The sequence below is a fragment of the Streptomyces spectabilis genome, assembly GCF_008704795.1.
Lineage (GTDB): Bacteria > Actinomycetota > Actinomycetes > Streptomycetales > Streptomycetaceae > Streptomyces > Streptomyces spectabilis.
Genome location: NZ_CP023690.1, coordinates 4,392,080 through 4,409,403, shown reverse-complemented (window position 1 = coordinate 4,409,403; position 17,324 = coordinate 4,392,080). Strand labels below are relative to the sequence as shown.

Annotated in this window: 16 protein-coding genes; 14 read left to right on the top strand and 2 right to left on the bottom strand. The window is 72.8% G+C overall.

Annotated elements, in window-relative coordinates:
* Nucleotides 1–11: 11 nt before the first annotated feature.
* Nucleotides 12–1,937: a transglycosylase domain-containing protein gene (locus CP982_RS19035; RefSeq protein ID WP_150511647.1), complete on the bottom strand. Its 1,926-nt coding sequence runs from the start codon at nucleotides 1,935–1,937 to the stop codon at nucleotides 12–14.
* Nucleotides 1,938–2,643: 706 nt separating this feature from the next.
* Here CP982_RS19035 and CP982_RS19030 point away from each other — a divergent pair.
* Nucleotides 2,644–3,381 (top strand): TetR/AcrR family transcriptional regulator C-terminal domain-containing protein, encoded by a 738-nt coding sequence (locus tag CP982_RS19030; RefSeq protein WP_150511646.1) that lies wholly within the window; start codon nucleotides 2,644–2,646, stop codon nucleotides 3,379–3,381.
* Nucleotides 3,382–3,530: 149 nt separating this feature from the next.
* Nucleotides 3,531–5,072: an MDR family MFS transporter gene (locus tag CP982_RS19025; RefSeq protein WP_150511645.1), complete on the top strand. Its 1,542-nt coding sequence runs from the start codon at nucleotides 3,531–3,533 to the stop codon at nucleotides 5,070–5,072.
* 73 nt (nucleotides 5,073–5,145) lie between these two features.
* On the opposite strand, the gene CP982_RS19020 is transcribed toward CP982_RS19025, so the two are convergent.
* The gene (locus CP982_RS19020; protein ID WP_212669191.1) at nucleotides 5,146–5,811 is read right to left on the bottom strand and encodes a winged helix-turn-helix domain-containing protein; all 666 of its coding nucleotides are present in this window, start codon (nucleotides 5,809–5,811) and stop codon (nucleotides 5,146–5,148) included.
* A 641-nt stretch (nucleotides 5,812–6,452) separates the two neighbouring features.
* Here CP982_RS19020 and CP982_RS19015 point away from each other — a divergent pair.
* The 12 genes from CP982_RS19015 (at nucleotide 6,453) to CP982_RS18960 (ending at nucleotide 17,229) form a co-directional block, all read left to right on the top strand.
* Nucleotides 6,453–7,676: a cytochrome P450 gene (locus CP982_RS19015; RefSeq protein ID WP_150511644.1), complete on the top strand. Its 1,224-nt coding sequence runs from the start codon at nucleotides 6,453–6,455 to the stop codon at nucleotides 7,674–7,676.
* 17 nt (nucleotides 7,677–7,693) lie between these two features.
* The gene (locus CP982_RS19010) at nucleotides 7,694–8,644 is read left to right on the top strand and encodes a methyltransferase domain-containing protein (protein WP_150511643.1); all 951 of its coding nucleotides are present in this window, start codon (nucleotides 7,694–7,696) and stop codon (nucleotides 8,642–8,644) included.
* Between the two features lie 43 nt (nucleotides 8,645–8,687).
* The gene (locus tag CP982_RS19005) at nucleotides 8,688–9,449 is read left to right on the top strand and encodes a response regulator transcription factor (protein WP_372503382.1); all 762 of its coding nucleotides are present in this window, start codon (nucleotides 8,688–8,690) and stop codon (nucleotides 9,447–9,449) included.
* A 256-nt stretch (nucleotides 9,450–9,705) separates the two neighbouring features.
* Nucleotides 9,706–10,248 carry a TcmI family type II polyketide cyclase gene (locus CP982_RS43120; protein WP_308294309.1) on the top strand — a complete coding sequence of 181 codons (543 nt, stop codon included), beginning with the start codon at nucleotides 9,706–9,708 and terminating at the stop codon, nucleotides 10,246–10,248.
* Nucleotides 10,245–11,522 carry a beta-ketoacyl-[acyl-carrier-protein] synthase family protein gene (locus CP982_RS18995; RefSeq protein ID WP_150511642.1) on the top strand — a complete coding sequence of 426 codons (1,278 nt, stop codon included), beginning with the start codon at nucleotides 10,245–10,247 and terminating at the stop codon, nucleotides 11,520–11,522. The genes CP982_RS43120 and CP982_RS18995 overlap by 4 nt, the downstream gene beginning before the upstream one ends.
* Nucleotides 11,519–12,730: a ketosynthase chain-length factor gene (locus CP982_RS18990; RefSeq protein WP_150511641.1), complete on the top strand. Its 1,212-nt coding sequence runs from the start codon at nucleotides 11,519–11,521 to the stop codon at nucleotides 12,728–12,730. Before CP982_RS18995 ends, CP982_RS18990 begins: the two co-directional genes overlap by 4 nt.
* 58 nt (nucleotides 12,731–12,788) lie before the next feature.
* A complete protein-coding gene (locus tag CP982_RS18985; RefSeq protein WP_150511640.1) occupies nucleotides 12,789–13,046 on the top strand; it encodes an acyl carrier protein in 258 nt (85 codons plus the stop codon).
* Between the two features lie 43 nt (nucleotides 13,047–13,089).
* Nucleotides 13,090–13,875, top strand: a complete 786-nt coding sequence (gene fabG / locus CP982_RS18980; RefSeq protein WP_150511639.1) for a 3-oxoacyl-ACP reductase FabG — start codon at nucleotides 13,090–13,092, stop codon at nucleotides 13,873–13,875.
* Nucleotides 13,876–13,895: 20 nt separating this feature from the next.
* On the top strand, nucleotides 13,896–14,888 hold the full coding sequence (locus tag CP982_RS18975; RefSeq protein WP_150511638.1) for an aromatase/cyclase: 993 nt from the start codon (nucleotides 13,896–13,898) through the stop codon (nucleotides 14,886–14,888).
* The gene (locus CP982_RS18970; protein WP_150511637.1) at nucleotides 14,885–15,898 is read left to right on the top strand and encodes an alpha/beta hydrolase; all 1,014 of its coding nucleotides are present in this window, start codon (nucleotides 14,885–14,887) and stop codon (nucleotides 15,896–15,898) included. The genes CP982_RS18975 and CP982_RS18970 overlap by 4 nt, the downstream gene beginning before the upstream one ends.
* Before the next feature lie 64 nt (nucleotides 15,899–15,962).
* Nucleotides 15,963–16,175 carry a hypothetical protein gene (locus CP982_RS18965; RefSeq protein ID WP_150511636.1) on the top strand — a complete coding sequence of 71 codons (213 nt, stop codon included), beginning with the start codon at nucleotides 15,963–15,965 and terminating at the stop codon, nucleotides 16,173–16,175.
* Between the two features lie 70 nt (nucleotides 16,176–16,245).
* On the top strand, nucleotides 16,246–17,229 hold the full coding sequence (locus tag CP982_RS18960) for a DUF1648 domain-containing protein (RefSeq protein WP_150511635.1): 984 nt from the start codon (nucleotides 16,246–16,248) through the stop codon (nucleotides 17,227–17,229).
* The last annotated feature ends 95 nt before the right edge of the window (nucleotides 17,230–17,324 follow it).

Below are 17,324 nucleotides of genomic sequence, written 5' to 3'. Positions count from 1 at the left end.
CTCGGGGCGGGTCAGGGTTTCGCCGGGGCGGACGCCCCGGCACGAGGCACCTTGGACCTTGTCCCAGGGGCAAGGTCAATCCCGCGGAGCGCGTCCGTCCAGACGCGCTCGACCAGGGCGTTCCCGTACCGGGAGCCCTTGCCGCCGACGCCGGAGAGCGGCTGGAGCAGCGGGTCGCCCTTGCGCATCCGGAACAGCGTGACGGCCGTGGACACCTCGGGTGTGTACCCGGCGAACCACGCGGACTTCAGGCGGTCCCGGTCGGTGGTGCGGCCCGCCGCGACCGGCTTGCCGCGGGTGCCGGACACCGGGCCGAGGCTGTCGGCCGCCGCCCCGCGCAGCGCGCCGTCGACCTGCCCGGCGACCCGGGAGTCCAGGGCCCGCCGGGTGGGCGGCCGCTCCAGGCCCTCGATCTCCTCGCCGTCCTTGGTCACCGAGATCACCGAGTACGGGTCGTGCTGGAGCCCGCCGCGGGCGAGCGTGCCGTACGCGCTCGCGAGCCGGATGGCGCTCGGCGTGGAGGTACCGATGGCGAACATGTCCTCCTTCGGGCCCATGCTGGCGGGCAGCATCCCGGAGTCCACGGCGACGTCCCGCATCCGCTGCCAGCCGACCCGCTTGCCCAGGTGCAGATAGGTGGCGTGGCCGCCCTCGATCAGGGCGCGGCGCGGGGTCATCCCGGTGGGGCCCTTGCCGGTGTCGACGCCGTCCTGGAGGGCGGCGGCGAGGACGAACGGCTTGAACGCCGAGCCCGCGGGGACGCCGGAGGTGTCGGCGTTGTTGCTGAAGTGCCGGGTGGCGTCGGCCCCGCCGTACAGGGCGAGCACGGCCCCGTCCTCGGTCCGCACGGAGGCCGCGCCGATCTCGACGCCCCGGTCCTGCCGCCGCCGCTCGGGGTCGAGGTCGCGCCGGGCCACGCCGCGCGCGGCCGCGGCGAGCTGCCGCACCCGGCGCTCGTCGAAGGTGGTGCGGATGCGGTAGCCGCCGCGGGCCAGGTCCTTGTCGGTGAGTCCGGTGCGCTGGCGCAGGTACTTGTTGGCGATGTCGACGAGATAGCCGGCCTGCCCGTTGTGGGCGTTGAGGCTGGTGGAGCGCGACCGCGCGAGCGGCTCGGGGAAGGTGCGGTAGCGCGCGCGCTCGGCCTTGCTCATCCGCCCGACCTCCACCTGCCGGTCCAGGATCCAGGACCAGCGCGCCTTCGCCCGGCGGTGGTGGGCCGGGCTGACCGCCGGGTCGTACAGCTCTGCGCCCTTCAACAGGGCGGCGAGGAAGGCGCCCTGGCTGGGGGTCAGCTTCCGTGCGGGGACGCCGTAGTAGGCGTGCGCCGCGGCCTCGATGCCGTACGCGCCGCGCCCGAACCAGCTGCTGTTCAAGTACCCCTGGAGGATCTCGTCCTTGCTCTTGCTCCGGTCCACCTTCAGCGAGATGACGAACTCCCTGACCTTGCGCGTCACCGTCTGGTCCTGCGACAGGTAGGTGTTCTTCACGTACTGCTGCGTGATGGTGGAGCCGCCCTGGGTGTCCCCGCCGCTCGCCATGCTCGCCACGGCCCGCAGCAGACCCTTGGGGGAGACGCCCGAATCGCTGTAGAAGCTGGCGTTCTCCGCGGCGATGACGGCGTTCCGCACCGCCACGGGCACCTCGTCGAGCGGGACGTTCTGCCGGTTGACGTCCCCGGTGCTGACCATCTGCGTGCCGTCGGCCCAGTAGTACACGTTGGCCTCCTGCTGCGCCGCCGCGTTCTCGTCGGGGATGTCGACGGCCGCGTAGACGTAGCCGAAGAGCCCGCCGATGGCGCCGCCGAAGAGACCGAAGACGCTCAGCCACTGCCGCCAGGAGGGCAGCCAGCGGCGCACCCCCCGCCGGCCGCGCCGCGGATAGTCGATGAGCCGACGCCGCCGCCGGTCCTTGGCGCTGCGCGCCGTGTGTGTGCCCATGCTGGAAGAGAAGTGAAAAACCTGCGCACGGTTGACCGACAAGCTGTCAGCTCTTCGTAACAAGGCGCAGGTCAGGGCGTGTTGGCAAGATTCGGACGAATCCCTTCCGTCGGGACGACCCGGGCCTCCGGCCCCTGCCCCGGGCGCTGCCCCCGGGCGCTGCCCCCGGCCCCTGCCCCGGGCCGGGCCCTGGCCCCTGAGCCGGGGCTGCGCCCCGGGCCTGGCCGGACCCCGGCTTTGCCCTGCCGGGGTGGTCCCGCCCGCCCGCCCCCACCCGGGCTGTGCCCTGCGGCCCTGGCTGCGACGGCCGGGCGGCGCCTGTGCGCTGTGCCCACCCGTCCCGCCCTGCGGGACGATTGCCCACAGCGGGGGTGGGGTGGCGTGCCGCCTCCGTGCCCGCCCCCGCCGGGGTGGGTGTCCGTGGGGCACTTACCCGCGAGCGCCGTGCGTCGGGGTCCGGCCTCGCAAGGCTGGGGAGATTCGGGTGGGTGGGTGGGAGAAACCCGCCGCGGTAGCGGCGGGCGGTGGGCCGCCGGGCCGCAGCGCCACGCGTCGGGGCCGCGACGGGCAAGGCAGGCCAGGCACGGGTGGGCGGGTGGGAGGGAAACCCGCCTGGCGGGGATACCTCGTATTGGGGCATACATCGTATCGGCCACGCCATGTGTATTGTGCGACGCATTCACCGGGCGACGAAGGACGAGGCGACATGGCGGCACGACGCGGTGGCGGTGGGGACGGGCCCGGGCTCGTCTGGGATCGGCCCGAGCCGCCGGACCGGCCGGCGCCCAGCGCCCTGAGCCGGTACCGGATCGTCGCCGCGGCGATCAGGATCGCCGACGCGGACGGCCTGGCCGCGGTCTCCATCCGCAAGGTCGCCGCCGAGCTCAACGCGGGCCCGATGCGCATGTACACGTATCTGTCCACGAAGGAAGAGCTCCTCGACCTGATGGCGGACGCGGTCTACGGCGAGATCCCGCTGCCCCGGGGCGCGGGGCAGGACTGGCGCGAGGCGCTGCGCACCCTCGCGGAGCGCACCCGGCGCGCGGCCCGCCGCCACGAGTGGTTCGCGGACCTGCTGGGCGGGCGGCCGCTGCTCGGGCCGAACGCCCTGGCCCATCTGGAGGCCTCGCTCGCCGCGCTCGCCGGGGCCCCCGGCTTCGAGGACATCGACACGGTCGTACGGGTCAGGGACGCGGTCAACGCGTACGTGATCGGCGCGATCCGGAACGAGATCACCGAGCGGCGGGCCGAGCGGGACACGGGCCTGGACAAGGAGCAGTGGCAGCTCGCCTCCAGCGAGTACCTCAACCGGGTCATCGCCGGCGGCCGGCACCCGATGCTCGCGAAGGTGGTGCGGGACGCCGGGGACCGGGACGCGGACGCGAAGTTCGACACCGGTCTTGAGTACCTGTTCGACGGGATCGCGGCGCGGCTCGGCGGCTGACGGGCACCGTAGCCAGAGCCGAACCGACCGCACCGAGCCGGTGCCGGGCACCCGCCCGGCACCGGCTTTCGCTTGCGGCCCCGCACACCCCTTCGATACGGTGTATCGGTCCATACAGCGTATGGACCGAGAGAAAGGGGGTCCGGCGAATGACCACGGCACAAGTCGAGAAGGCCGAGCACCAGGTCGAGGCGCCCTGGCGCGCGCTCGCCGCGATGATGGTCGGCTTCTTCATGCTCATGCTCGACACCACGATCGTGGTGGTGGCGATGCCCAAGCTCTCCGCTGACCTGCACGCGGACATCAGCACGACGGTCTGGGCGACCAGCTCCTATCTGCTCGCCTACTCCGTGCCGCTGCTCCTCGCGGGCCGCCTCGGCGACCAGTTCGGACCCAAGCGGATCTATCTGATCGGCATGGCGGTCTTCACCGGCGCGTCCGTGCTGTGCGGACTCGCGGGGAACATCGGCCAGCTCATCGCCTTCCGGGCGCTGCAGGGCGTCGGCGCCGCGCTCATGGCGCCCCAGTCCATGGCCACGATCAGCAAGATCTTCCCCAAGAACATGCGGGGCCGCGCCATGTCGTACTGGGGTCTGGTGTCCGGCGCCGCCATCCTCGTGGGGCCCATCTCCGGCGGGCTCCTCATCGACGCGTTCGGCTGGCGCTCGATCTTCTTCATCAACGTGCCGATCGGCATCGCGGGCATGGTCGCCGCCCGGCGCCTGGTCCCGAACCTGCCCGGCAGGCGGCACCGCTTCGACGTCCCCGGCATCCTCATCAGCGGCGCCGCCCTGTTCTGCGTGATCTTCGCCCTGGAGAACGGGGACACGTACCACTGGTCCCGCATCACCGACAGCCTGAACCTGTTCGGACTGCGCACCGGCGTGCCCGTGTCCGTCTACGGGGTCCTCGCCCTCGGCGTGCTCTGCGCGGCCGCGTTCGTCGTCTGGGAGGCGAAGAACAAGGACGAACCGCTGGTGCCGCTCGGCATCTTCAAGGTCAGGACGTTCTCCGCGGCGAACCTCGCCATCGTGGCCGCGGGCTTCGCCATCACCGCCGCGAGCTTCCCCGGCACCTTGTACTTCCAGGTCGGCCGGGGCATGACGCCCGCGCAGGCCGCGCTGATGATGCTGCCCTCCGCCCTGGTCTCGGTCCCGCTCGCGCCGCGCATCGGCAAGCTCGTGGACAAGGTGGGGCCCAAGTGGCCCGCGTTCAGCGGGCTCGCCCTGTTCAGCGCGGCCCTGTTCGTGCGGCATTTCCTGATGACGCCCGACATGAGCCTCGTGGTGCTGCTCGCCCACGCCGCGTGGATGGGCGCGAGCAGTTCGCTGATGATGAGCCCGCTGGCCGTCGCCGCGATGCAGAGCCTGCCGCCGAAGTACATCGGCGCCGGGTCCGGCCTGTTCAACACCGCGCGTCAGGTGGGCTCCACGCTCGGTTCCGCGGTGATCGCCTCCGTGCTCGCCGCGCAGTTCAAGAGCCAGCTCGAGCGGCACTCCGCGGGGCTGCCCGCCGACCGGCGCGCCGGGCTCGCGCGGCTGGACTTCCACCACATGACGGCGGGCAAGGGCGCCGAGGGCTTCGTGCGCACCGTCACCTCGGCGACGATGGCCAACGCCTTGCTGTGGCCCGCCTGTGCCCTGGCCGTCGGAGCCGCGGTGATCCTGCTCGCGAAGCCCCGGCAGCGCTGAATCCGCCCGGTGGGCTGCGGCGTGGGCAGCGGAACCCGCCCCGGCGGCGCCGGACCCGCCCCGGCGCCCGGCCCTATCCGCTCGCCGCGTCCGGCAGACCGTCTCCGATCATGAAGCCGACCCCGCGGACCGTGATGATCCAGCCGCTGCACCCCAGCTTGCCGCGGATGCTGCTGACGTGCGTGTCCACCGTGCGCCGCGACCACGACTCGCCCCAGATCCGGCGCAGGATGTCGTCCCGCGAGACCACGGTTCCCGGGTGCGAGGCGAGCAGGTGCAGCAGGTCGAACTCCTTGCGCGTCAGCTTCACCGGCCGCCCCTCGTACGTGACTTCGCGCAGTCCCGAGTCGATTCTGAGGGGGCCGTGCTCCACGGTCCTCGGCGCCGCCCGCTCGCGCCGCGGCCGGGCGCGCCGCATCACCGCCTCGATCCGGGCGAGCAGCTCCCGCAGGCCGTACGGCGTGACCACGTAGTCGTCGGCGCCCGCCTGCAGGCCGAGGACCTTGTCCAGCTCGGAGGAGCGGGCGGTGACCGCGATGATCGGGACGTCGCTGGAGCTCCGGATCACCCGGCACAGCTCCAGGCCGTCCAGATCGCTCAGTTCCAGACCGAGCAGGATGAGGTCGGCCTCCTCGTGCACGTCGAGCGCGTGGGCCGCCGTCGCCGCGGTGTGGACGTAGTACCCGTGCCGCATCAGATCCTTTTCGAGCCGCTCCCGCTCCGCCGGCCTGCTCTCCACCAGGAGGATGCGCAGGGAGGCCGCCGGTTTCACCGGGAGCGAGGGCCAGAGAATCGCGGCCTGCAAATACTTGACCGATATCGCGGAGTGCCCGCCGAAATGAACGGCCAGGTGTCGGAATTGCTCTATGGCATGAAACACAGTTGTCCCCCGTATGTCAGTTAAGGTGCGCCCGACCTGGGTCGGCCGCAGCCTCGCGTGATCAACGGGGTCATGGTGCCACACGGGAGCGCCGCCGCCATCGGCGCGGTGGTGACGGGAAGTCTTCTTTGTGTCATGACATCGTAAATCTTGGTCAATGGCTTGAACCGTGTGCTCAGGTCCTGGCGTCTTCAGGGCGATTTCACGCCACGGTGTTCGCCGTCGGCGGAGTCTGGTGCGGAGCGCCGATTGTCGGTCTGACCAGCGGGCCTGTCAGTGCGATCGCTCCAGGACCGGTGCGGGGCGCTTGCGGCTCGCAACGCTTTTCCGATACAACGTATCTCCCCATGCGGTGTACGTTGTCAGGCCGTGGGCAGGCTGGAAGCAGCGCATGGAAAGATCCGGTCAAGCCTTTGGAGCGACCGGGCAAAGCGGCGCTGTCGCCGCCCATTCCCGCGTGCCCTCACTCATCTTCCGCGGCGATTCCACGAAGGAGTGCAATGTCCGACGCCCCGGTTCAGGAAACCGCCGGTCCGATACGCTTCCCCATCACCCGCACCTGCCCCTTCGCCATTCCGGAAACCTATGAACGGCTGCGCGAAGAGGAGCCGGTGAGCCGCGTCGAGATGTCTGACGGACGGCACGCCTGGATGCTGACCCGGCACGCGGACGTACGCGCCGCCCTGGTCGATCCGCGGCTCGGCTCCGATCGCAGCGACCCCGGCTACCCCTCCATATCGAGCGGGGGAAAGAGCGCCTTCGCGCATTTCGCGCCCTTCATGATCTCCCTGGACGGACCCGCGCACTCCGCCGCCCGCTCCCCGGTGATCAGCGAGTTCTCCATGCGCCGCGTGAACACCCTGCGGCCGCGCATCCAGGAGATCGTCGACGAGGCCATCGACAAGATCCTCGAACTGCCGCGCCCCGTCGACCTCGTGCAGCACCTGGCCCTGATCGTGCCCCGCCTGGTCATCACCGAGCGGATCGGCGCGAGCCCCGACTACCTGGAGCGCTTCTACGCCCTGGCCGCCGGAATGCTCCAGCGCTCCACCACCGGCGAGGAGCGCGACGCCATCGCCCGCGAGATGCGCGCGAACATGGACCGCCTCGTCGCAGAGAAGGAGGCCGACCCCGGCGACGACCTGCTCAGCCGCGAGATCGCCCGGCAGCGCGCGGAGACCGGCGACGTCGACCGGCCGGGACTCGCCAGCCTCGCCCAGCTGCTGCTCCTCGCCGGACACGAGTCGACCTCCGAGATGATCTCCCTCGGCATCGCCACGCTCCTGACCCACCCCGAGCAGCTCGCGAGGATGGTCGCAGACCCGAGCCGGACCCCCGCCGTGATCGAGGAACTCCTGCGGTACTTCTCGGTCGTCGAGATCGGCATGGGCCGCGTCGCCACCGAGGACGTCGAGCTCGGCGGGGTGCGCATCAAGGCGGGCGAGGGCGTCATCGCGTCCAACGTCGCCGCCAACCACGACCCCCGGGCGTTCCCGGACCCGGACGTGTTCGACCCCGACCGGGACGCCCGCCAGCACGTCGCGCAGGGCTACGGACCGCACCAGTGCCTCGGGCGGAACCTCGCCCGGGTCGAGCTCCAGACCGTCTTCGACACCCTGTTCCGGCGCATCCCCGGCCTCCGGCTCGCCGTCGGCGTCGAGGAACTGCCCTTCAAGTACGACGCGCTGGTCCACGGCCTGCGCGAACTGCCCGTCACCTGGTGAACCCCGAGGAGCCCGACGTGACCACCACCGCCGAATCCACCCTCTCCCACCACACCCCGAGCAGCGTCGACTCCGGCGCGGCCACCGCGCGCCGCGCCGCGGAGATCGAGGCCCGGCTGCGCGCCGACGAGGCCCGGCTCCTGCTGCCCCTCGACCGCGAACTGGCCCTGCTCGCCGAGCTCCAGGAGTTCGAGTTCGGCCGCTTCCTCCTGCACAACGAGGGCCTCAACGGCTACTGGACGTCGTACGTCTTCCAGTACGAGCCCGGCGACCCCACGGCGAACGACCTGGAGCGGTGGCTCCTGACGAAGTCCCTGATGCCCGGCATCAGAGAGCGCTTCCACCGCTTCAAGGCCCACATCGCCCCGCACGTCACCGACGGCGCCGTGCTCGCCTCGGTGCCCTGCGGCCTCATGGACGACCTGCTCCAGCAGGACTACACCGCCGTCGCCCCGGGCAGCGGCCTGCGTCTGATCGGCGCCGACATCGACGCGGAGTCGGTGGAGTCCGCCCGCGCCCGCGCCGCCGCGCGCGGCCTCGCCGACGTCTGCGAGTTCCATGTGCGCGACGCCTGGCAGCTCGGACTGGACGGCGAGGTCGACCTGCTGACCAGCAACGGCCTCAACATGTACGAGCCCGACCGGGCCCGGCTCGTGGAGCTGTACCGCAACTTCGCGCGCGCCCTGCGCGTCGGCGGCCGGCTCCTGGTCAGCTTCATCCCGGCGCCGCCCGCCCCGCCGTGGGCCGAGGGCGGCCGCAGCGGGGACTGGGACCGGTACGGCATCCACGCCGACGACCTGCGCCAGGACCTGGCGATCTTCGGGGACATCCTCCAGGCCAAGTACCTGAACTTCACCAGCGAGCAGGAGATCCGCGAGCAGCTCGCCGAGGCGGGCCTGACCGTGACCGGCATCTCCTACAGCGACACCGGGGTGCTGCCCGTCGCCACGGCCGTGCGCAGGCACTGAGCCGCGACGGCGGCGCGCGGGACATGGGGGAATCCACGGGGGCATGATGAACGGCAGAAGCAATGTGACGGATCTCGTCCGGGAGCCGCGGGACAGACCGCTCAGGTCGCTGAGTTCCGCGGTGGCCGGGGCGCGCGCCCTGTCCGCGACCTGGCAGGTCCTCGTGGTGGGCAGTGACTCGCCCGACCGGGACCGGCTGACGCGCGACCTGGAGCGGCACGGGCACGACGTACGGCAAGCGGCGACGGGCGCCGAGGCGCTCGCCGCGTACGGGGAGGCCGACGTGGTCCTCCTCGATTTCGACCTGCCCGATCTGGACGGCCTTCAGGTGTGCCGGGTGATCCGGGCCGCGGCGAATACGCCCGTCATCGCCGTCACGGGCCGGGGTTCCGAACTCGACACCGTTCTGGGACTTCAGGCGGGCGCCGACGACTACGTCGCGAAGCCTTATGGATTCCGTGAACTCCTCGCCCGTATCGAGGCGGTGATGCGCCGTTTCGAACCGCGTGCGGAAACCGCCCGGGTCATTGAGCACGGGCCGCTGCGCATCGATGTGAACTCCCGCGAAGTGCACTTCCACCACCGGCGCGTCCCGCTGACGCGCAAGGAGTTCGACCTGCTGCACATGCTGGCCGCGCACCCGGGGACCGTGGTCTCGCGCCGGGTGATCGTCCGGCAGATCTGGGGCGACTCCTGGTCGCGGCGGACGGTGGACACCCATGTCAGCAGCCTGCGCGGAAAGCTGGGCGACAGCGACTGGATCGTCAACGTACGCGGAGTGGGGTTCATGATGGCCGAGGCGTAAGACAGGGCTTGAGCATGGAGAAGGCCGACGCGGCACCGCCGCGTCGGCCTTCTCCATGCTCTCACCCCGCCCTTTCCGCGTGCTGCGGTTGTCAGAGATTTGACGTGCGTCTGACGTATCCACGGGTAGCAGCGGACAACCCTGAGATTCCCCTGAGAAGACCTATAACTGCCGTGCACCGGCTGTCTGGAGACTTGAATCGCGGGTCGGCCAAGCTGAGCGCAAGGTTCTACTCGGGAGGCAGGAAGAACTCCGCATGCACACCACTGTGACGCTGGCCAGCAGGGAATCCGACGCGATTCCCGATGCGCCGCGAGGCGCGGGCCTCACCCGCCGCCAAGTGTTCACGTACCACGACCTGTTGATCGACGTACGGGACTTCGCCGAGGCCCCGGGCCCGGCCGGGACCGACGGCAGGGCGGCCCGCTTCTACGACTGGTCGGCGAGCACCGCCGTCCCCGGCCCGCTGCACAGCACCCTCATCGTGAACCGCATGGACCCCGTGCGGCAGACCGAGGTCGCCGCGCTGTTCGCCGAACTCGACGCGACCGACTTCCCCGAGCGGATGGGCACCCGGCACCGCCAGCTCTTCCTCGTCGGCGACGTCTACCTGCACCTCCAGCACTTCGGCCAGGAGGACGGCGGCGCCCTGATCGACAAGGCCTGGGTCGACGCCGACCCCCGCTTCATCAGGATCTGCGACGCCCTGATGCCGATCGTCCCGCCGTACGACCCGGCGACCTGGACCACGCCCGCCGACGCCATCGCCACCCGCGTCCACCACTGGGAGGCCGCGTGACCAGCCACGGCCGCCGCGTCGTCATCACCGGCGTCGAGGTCATCGCCCCCGGGGGCGTCGGCGCCGACGCCTTCTGGAACCTGCTCAGCGAGGGCCGCACCGCCACCCGCGGCATCACCTTCTTCGACCCCGCCCCGTTCCGCTCCCGGGTGGCCGCCGAGGTCGACTTCGACCCGTACGCGCACGGCCTGACCCCGCGGGAGGCGCGGCGCATGGACCGGGCCGCGCAGTTCGCCGTGGTCGCCGCGCGCGGCGCCGTCGCCGACAGCGGCATCGACGTGGGCGCGTACGACCCCTACCGGGTCGGCGTCACCGTCGGCAGCGCCGTCGGCGCCACCATGAGCCTCGACGAGGACTACCGGACCGTCAGCGACGGCGGCCGCCTCGACCTCGTCGACCACGCCTACGCCGACCCGTTCTTCTACGGGTACTTCGTGCCCAGCTCGTTCGCCGCCGAGGTCGCCCTCGCCGTGGGCGCGCAGGGCCCCAGCAGCGTGGTCTCCGCGGGCTGCACCTCCGGGCTCGACTCCGTCGGGTACGCCGTCGAGCTGATCCGCGAGGGCACCACCGACGTCATGGTCGCGGGCGCCTCCGACGCGCCGATCTCACCGATCACCATGGCCTGCTTCGACGCCATCAAGGCCACCACGCCGCGCCACGACGACCCGGCACACGCCTCGCGGCCCTTCGACGGCACCCGCAACGGCTTCGTGCTCGGCGAGGGCGCCGCGGTGTTCGTCCTGGAGGAACTCCAGAGCGCCCGGCGGCGCGGCGCGCACGTTTACGCGGAGATCGCGGGCTACGCGACCCGCAGCAACGCGTACCACATGACCGGACTGCGCCCGGACGGCGCCGAGATGGCCGAGGCCATCCGCGTCGCCCTCGACGAGGCCCGGATGAACGGCGACGAGATCGACTACGTCAACGCGCACGGCTCCGGCACCAAGCAGAACGACCGGCACGAGACCGCCGCGTTCAAGCGCAGCCTCGGCGAGCACGCGTACCGCACCCCCGTCAGCTCCATCAAGTCCATGGTCGGCCACTCCCTCGGCGCGATCGGCTCCATCGAGATCGCGGCCTGTGCCCTCGCCATGAAGCACCACGTGGTGCCGCCGACGGCGAACCTGCACACCCCCGACCCCGAGTGCGACCTGGACTACGTCCCGCTGACCGCACGCGAGCGGCGCACCGACGCCGTCCTGACCGTCGGCAGCGGCTTCGGCGGCTTCCAGAGCGCCATGGTGCTCGCCCGACCCGAGAGGACCGCGCGGTGACCGTGCCCGTAGTAGTGACCGGCCTCGGCGTCGTCGCGCCCAACGGCCTCGGCACGAGCGACTTCTGGAACGCCACCCTCGCGGGCAAGAGCGCCATCGGCCCGCTCACCCGCTTCGACGCCTCCGGCTACCCGGCGACGCTCGCCGGAGAGATCTCCGGCTTCGCCGCCGACGAGCACCTGCCGAGCCGGCTGCTCCCGCAGACCGACCGGGTCACGCGGCTCTCCCTCGTCGCCGCCGACTGGGCGCTCGCGGACGCGGGCGTCGCCCCGGCGGACCTGCCCGCCTTCGACATGGGAGTGATCACCGCGAGCTCCGCGGGCGGCTTCGAGTTCAGCCAGGGCGAGCTGAAGAACCTGTGGAGCAAGGGCAGCCAGTACGTCAGCGCGTACCAGTCCTTCGCCTGGTTCTACGCGGTCAACACCGGCCAGATCTCCATCCGCAACGGCATGAAGGGGCCCAGCGGCGTGGTCGTCACCGACCAGGCGGGCGGCCTCGACGCCGTCGCCCACGCCCGGCGGCAGATCCGCAAGGGCACCGGGCTCGTCGTCGCGGGCGCCGTCGACGCGAACCTGTGCTCCTGGGGCTGGGTGGGCCTGCACACCAGCGGCCGCCTCAGCACCGGCACCGAGCCGACCACGGCGTACCTGCCCTTCGACGACCGGGCCGCGGGCCACGTCGCGGGCGAGGGCGGCGCGCTGCTCGTCATGGAGCGCGCGGACGCGGCGCGGGAGCGCGGCGCCCGGGTGTACGGCGAGATCGCCGGGTACGCCGCCACCTTCGACGGCCGCGACGACCGTGATGGCCGCAGCCTGCGCAAGGCCGTCGAACTCGCCCTGGCCGACGCCGGACTGCGCCCCGGGGACGTGGACGTGGTCTTCGCCGACGCCGCGGCGGACCCCGGCCTCGACCGGGCGGAGGCCGAGGCCCTCACCGGCGTCTTCGGCCCCCACGGCGTCCCCGTGACCGCCCCGAAGACCATGACCGGGCGCCTGTACTCGGGTGCCGCCTCCCTCGACCTGGCCGCCGCCTTCCTGGCCCTGGCGGAGGGGCAGATCCCGCCCACGGCCCACGTCGAGCCCGCCGACCGCTACGGCCTCGACCTCGTGACCTCGCAGCCGCGCGCCGCCGAGCTGCGCACCGCGCTCGTCCTCGCCCGCGGCCACGGCGGCTTCAACTCGGCGATGGTCGTGCGCTCCGCCGCGTGACGGCGCCCCGGCACCACCCCTTCCCACCAGCCCGACCCACCCACCAAGGAGCACCGGCATGACCGCCGCCCCCTTCACCCTCGACGACCTCAAGCGCGTGCTGCTCGAAGGCTCCGGAGCGCCCGAGGGCGTGGACCTCGACGCGGCCGACGTCCCCGACACGGAGTTCGAGCAGCTCGGCTACGACTCGCTGGCCCTCCTGGAGACCGCGAGCCGCATCGAGCGCGAGTACGGCATCGAACTCGACGAGTCGGTCGTCGGCGACGCGACCACCCCGCGCGCCTTCGTGGCGGCCGTCGCGGCCCACGCGGCCTGAGCCCCCCCCCCGACTCCCCACCGAATTCTCCGAAGGAGAGCACATGCCCCAGCAGGACCCGCGCGTGGCCGTCGTCACCGGTGCCACCAGCGGCATCGGGCTCGCGGTCGCCCGCCTCCTCGCCGAGCAGGGCCACCGCGTGTTCCTCGGCGCCCGTACCGCGGACAACGTCGTCACGACCGTCAAGCAGCTCCGCGAGGACGGCCTCGACGTCGAAGGGGCGGTGGTCGACGTCCGCTCCGCCGCGTCGATCCACGCCTTCGTGACGGCGGCCGTCGACCGCTTCGGCACGGTCGACGTCCTGGTGAACAACGCGGGCCGCCCCGGCGGCGGCCCCACCGCCGACATCGCCGACGAACTGTGGGACGACATCATCGAGACCAACCTCAACAGCGTCTTCCGGATGACGCGCGAGGTCCTGGGCACCGGCGGGATGCGGCACAAGGACCGGGGCCGGATCATCAACATCGCGTCCACGGCGGGCAAGCAGGGCGTCGTCCTCGGCGCCCCCTACTCGGCCTCCAAGCACGGCGTCGTCGGCTTCACCAAGGCCCTCGGCAACGAGCTCGCGCCGACCGGCATCACCGTCAACGCGGTCTGCCCCGGCTACGTCGAGACGCCGATGGCCGAGCACGTCCGCGGCAACTACGCCGCCCTGCACGGCACGACCGAGGACGCGATCCTGGCGAAGTTCCAGGCGAAGATCCCGCTCGGCCGCTACTCGACGCCCGAGGAGGTGGCGGGCCTCGTGGGCTACCTGGCCTCCGACACCGCCGCCTCCATCACCGCGCAGGCCATGAACGTCTGCGGCGGACTCGGCAACTTCTGAGCCGGACGAGGAGAGCACACATGACCGTTCACGACGTCGAAGACACCGTTCACCAGGCCGAAGCCGCCGAGGGCGGGCACACCGTGCGCGAGGTCGAGCACGAGATCACGGTCTCGGCGCCGGCCGATGCCGTGTACCGCCTGATCGCGGACGTGGAGAACTGGCCGCGGATCTTCCCGCCGACCGTCCACGTCGAGCGCGTGGAGGGCGACGACCGCGAGGAGCGCATCCGCATCTGGGCCACCGGCAACGGCGAGGTGAAGCACTGGACCTCGCGCCGCGTCCTGGACCGGGCCGGGCTGCGCGTCGACTTCCGGCAGGAGGTCAGCACGCCCCCGGTGGCGGCCATGGGCGGCGCCTGGATCATCGAGAACCTGCCGTCGGGTCAGTGCCGGGTACGCCTCCTGCACGACTACCGCGCCGTCGACGCCGCGGGCCTGGCGTGGCTCGACGAGGCCGTCGACCGCAACTCGCGCACCGAGCTGGCCGCCCTGAAGGAGAACGCGGAGCGCGGTCTCGCCGCCGAGGACGAGGGCCTGCTGTGCTCCTTCGAGGACGCCGTCCGCATCGACGGCACCGCGAAGGACGTGTACGACTTCATCAACGAGGCGCACCTGTGGCCCGAGCGGCTCCCGCACGTCGACTCCGTACGCCTGGACGAGCCGGTCCCCGGCCTCCAGACGCTGGAGATGGACACCCGCTCCAAGGACGGCTCGGCGCACACCACGAAGTCGCACCGGGTGACGTTCCCGCACCGGAAGATCGCGTACAAGCAGATCACGCTGCCCGCCCTGATGACGCTGCACACCGGCTACTGGACGTTCACCGACACCGGGTCCGGCGTCACGGCTTCCTCGCAGCACACGTTCGTCCTCGACACCGGGAACGTGGCGCGGGTCCTCGGCCCCGACGCGACGACGGCGGACGCGGTCGCGTACGTGCGCACGGCCCTCAGCACCAACAGCCTGGCCACCCTCGGCGCGGCCAAGGCGTACGCGGAGAGCCGGGGATGACCGGGCCGCAGCCCGGCGGGGTCGCCCTCGCCCCGCAGTCCCCGTCGACGGCGGGCGCGCCGACCCCCACGCGCCCGCCGTCGGCGGCCCGCCGCCCGGCGGGCCCCGCGCCCCGGCCGGCCCCGCCCGTGCCGCTGCCGCCCTGGACGCCGTCGCCCGGCGTCCGGCAGGTCACCCTCGCCGCGGGGGACGGCATCACCCTGTCCGGCCTGCTCGCCCTGCCCCGGGGCGAGCGGCCCCGCGCCACGGTCCTCGCCTTGCACGGCGCGGGCACGAGCGCGGCCTACTTCGACGGCCAGGCCCACCCGGGCACCTCCCTGCTCACGCTCGCCGCGGACCTCGGCTACGCGGTGCTCGCCCTCGACCGCCCCGGCTACGGCCTGTCCGCCGCCCGGCTCCCGCAGGGCCTGCCGGTCGCCGAGCAGGCGGCCACCGTCCGGGCCGCGCTGCGGGGCCACGCCGCGCTCCACGACACGGGCGCGGGCGTCCTCGTCCTCGCCCACTCCTTCGGCGGCAAGGTGGCGCTGCGGATGGCGGCGGACGACCGGGGCGACCCGTCGGACCCGGTCCTGCTCGGCCTGGACGTCTCCGGCTGCGGCGAACGGTACGCGCGGCCCCTCGCCGAACTGACCGGACCCGCCGGGGGCGTGCGCTGGTCGGGGCACTGGGGGCCGCTGCGCCTCTACCCGCCCCACACCTTCCGCGCCAGTGCCCGCATGGTCTCGCCGGTCCCGCCGCGGGAGCTGCGGGACGCCGCGCGCTGGCCGGGTGCCTTCGCCGCGCTCGCGGGCCGGGTGCGGGTGCCGGTGCGGTTCACCTTCGCCGAGTACGAGGCCCTGTGGCACTGCGACGCCCCGGCGCTCGCCCGCCTGCGCGCCGGGCTGCGCGCGGCCCCGCGCGTGAGCGTCGACCGGCAGCCGGGCGCGGGCCACAACATCAGCCTGGGCTGGGCGGCCCGGGCCTACCACCTGCGGGCGCTCGCCTTCGCGGACGACTGCCTGCGGCGCTGACGCGCGTAGGGACGCAGGGACGTATTGAGGCACGGACGGACGCACTTTCGCACGGAGGGCGACGATGGCATCCACCGGCTCCACCGACAGATTCGCTGAACTCCATCCGCTGCTCGGCGCCTTGAGCGTCTTCGCCGCCGCGCCCGGCACGCCGCGGCAGGATCTGGCGACGGCGGCCCCGGCCCCGCCCGCGGGCACCCCGCCCGCCGTCCCCGACGCCGCGCTGAGCGAACTTCCCGCCACCGCCTGGCCCTTCGTCATCTTCCGCGCCGGATGAGCCCCGACCCCTTTCCGACGTGGGGAGTTACGGTGGGAGGGACCTCGTCGGACTGATCAAAGGGGGAGCCGTGGGCGGCGCGGGCGCGGACCGGAGGAGCGGACGGCGGACATGGGGCGCCCTGGGCGCGAGCGCGGCGACCCTGGTGCTGCTCGTCGCGCTGCCCCTCGCGGCGGCCCATCGGCTTCCCGACCGTCTGGCCACGCACTGGAGCGCCGGTTCCGCGCGCCCCGACGACTCGATGCCGCTGTGGGCGGCGACGCTGTTCCCGGCGCTGGTCTGGGCGGTGGTCGCCGGTGGGGCGCTGCTCGCGGGACGGCGCGCGGACGCCTGGCGCACGCCCGTGCTGCTGCCCCTCGGCGTGGCCCTCGTCGGCGCGCAGGCGTCGATCGTGCGGGCCAACGTGGATCACGAGGACTGGCGCGACGCCACCTCGGCGACCGGGTGGGGCGTGGCCGTGGCGGTGGCCGCCGTGGCGGCGGCGGGCCTGGGGGTCCTGCTGGCCCGCCGCCGTCATCCGGACGCGCCGCCGCCGCGGGGCGCCGCCCCGCGCGCGGAGCTAGCGCCCGGGGAGCGCGTCGCCTGGCGATCCCGTACGTCGAGCCCCTGGATGCACGTGCTCGCCGCGGTCTTCGGCGTGGTGGCGGTAGTCGCGGCCGTGGTGACGGCGGCCGGGCTCACCGACCCGCTGTGGCCGCTAGCCGTGCCCCTCGCCCTGGTCGCCGTCACCTGTCTGGCCTGCGCGTCCGTCGAGGCGGCCGTGACCGACGACGGCCTGCGGGTCACGTTCGGGCCGCTCGGCCGACCGGTCCGGCGCTGGGCCCCCGAGACCATCGAGATCGCGTACGCCGAGCACCGCACGCCCGGTCAGGTCGGCGGCTGGGGCTACCGGCTGAGCGGCCTCGGCACGACGGTCATGCTGCGCGCCGGGGAGTGCCTGGTCATCCGGGCCAAGGGGAAGGCCTTCGCGGTGTCGGTGGACGACGCGGAGCGCGGCGCGGCGCTCCTGAACGCGCTGGGCGCGCGCCGCGCGCCGGACACGCACCACCCGTAGCGGGACCGCAGGCACCCTTGACAGGCTGCGTACTGCTTCGCCAGGTTTGAGCCGCGTCGGAACGGTTGAAGGACCGTCCGCCGGAGGGGCATGAC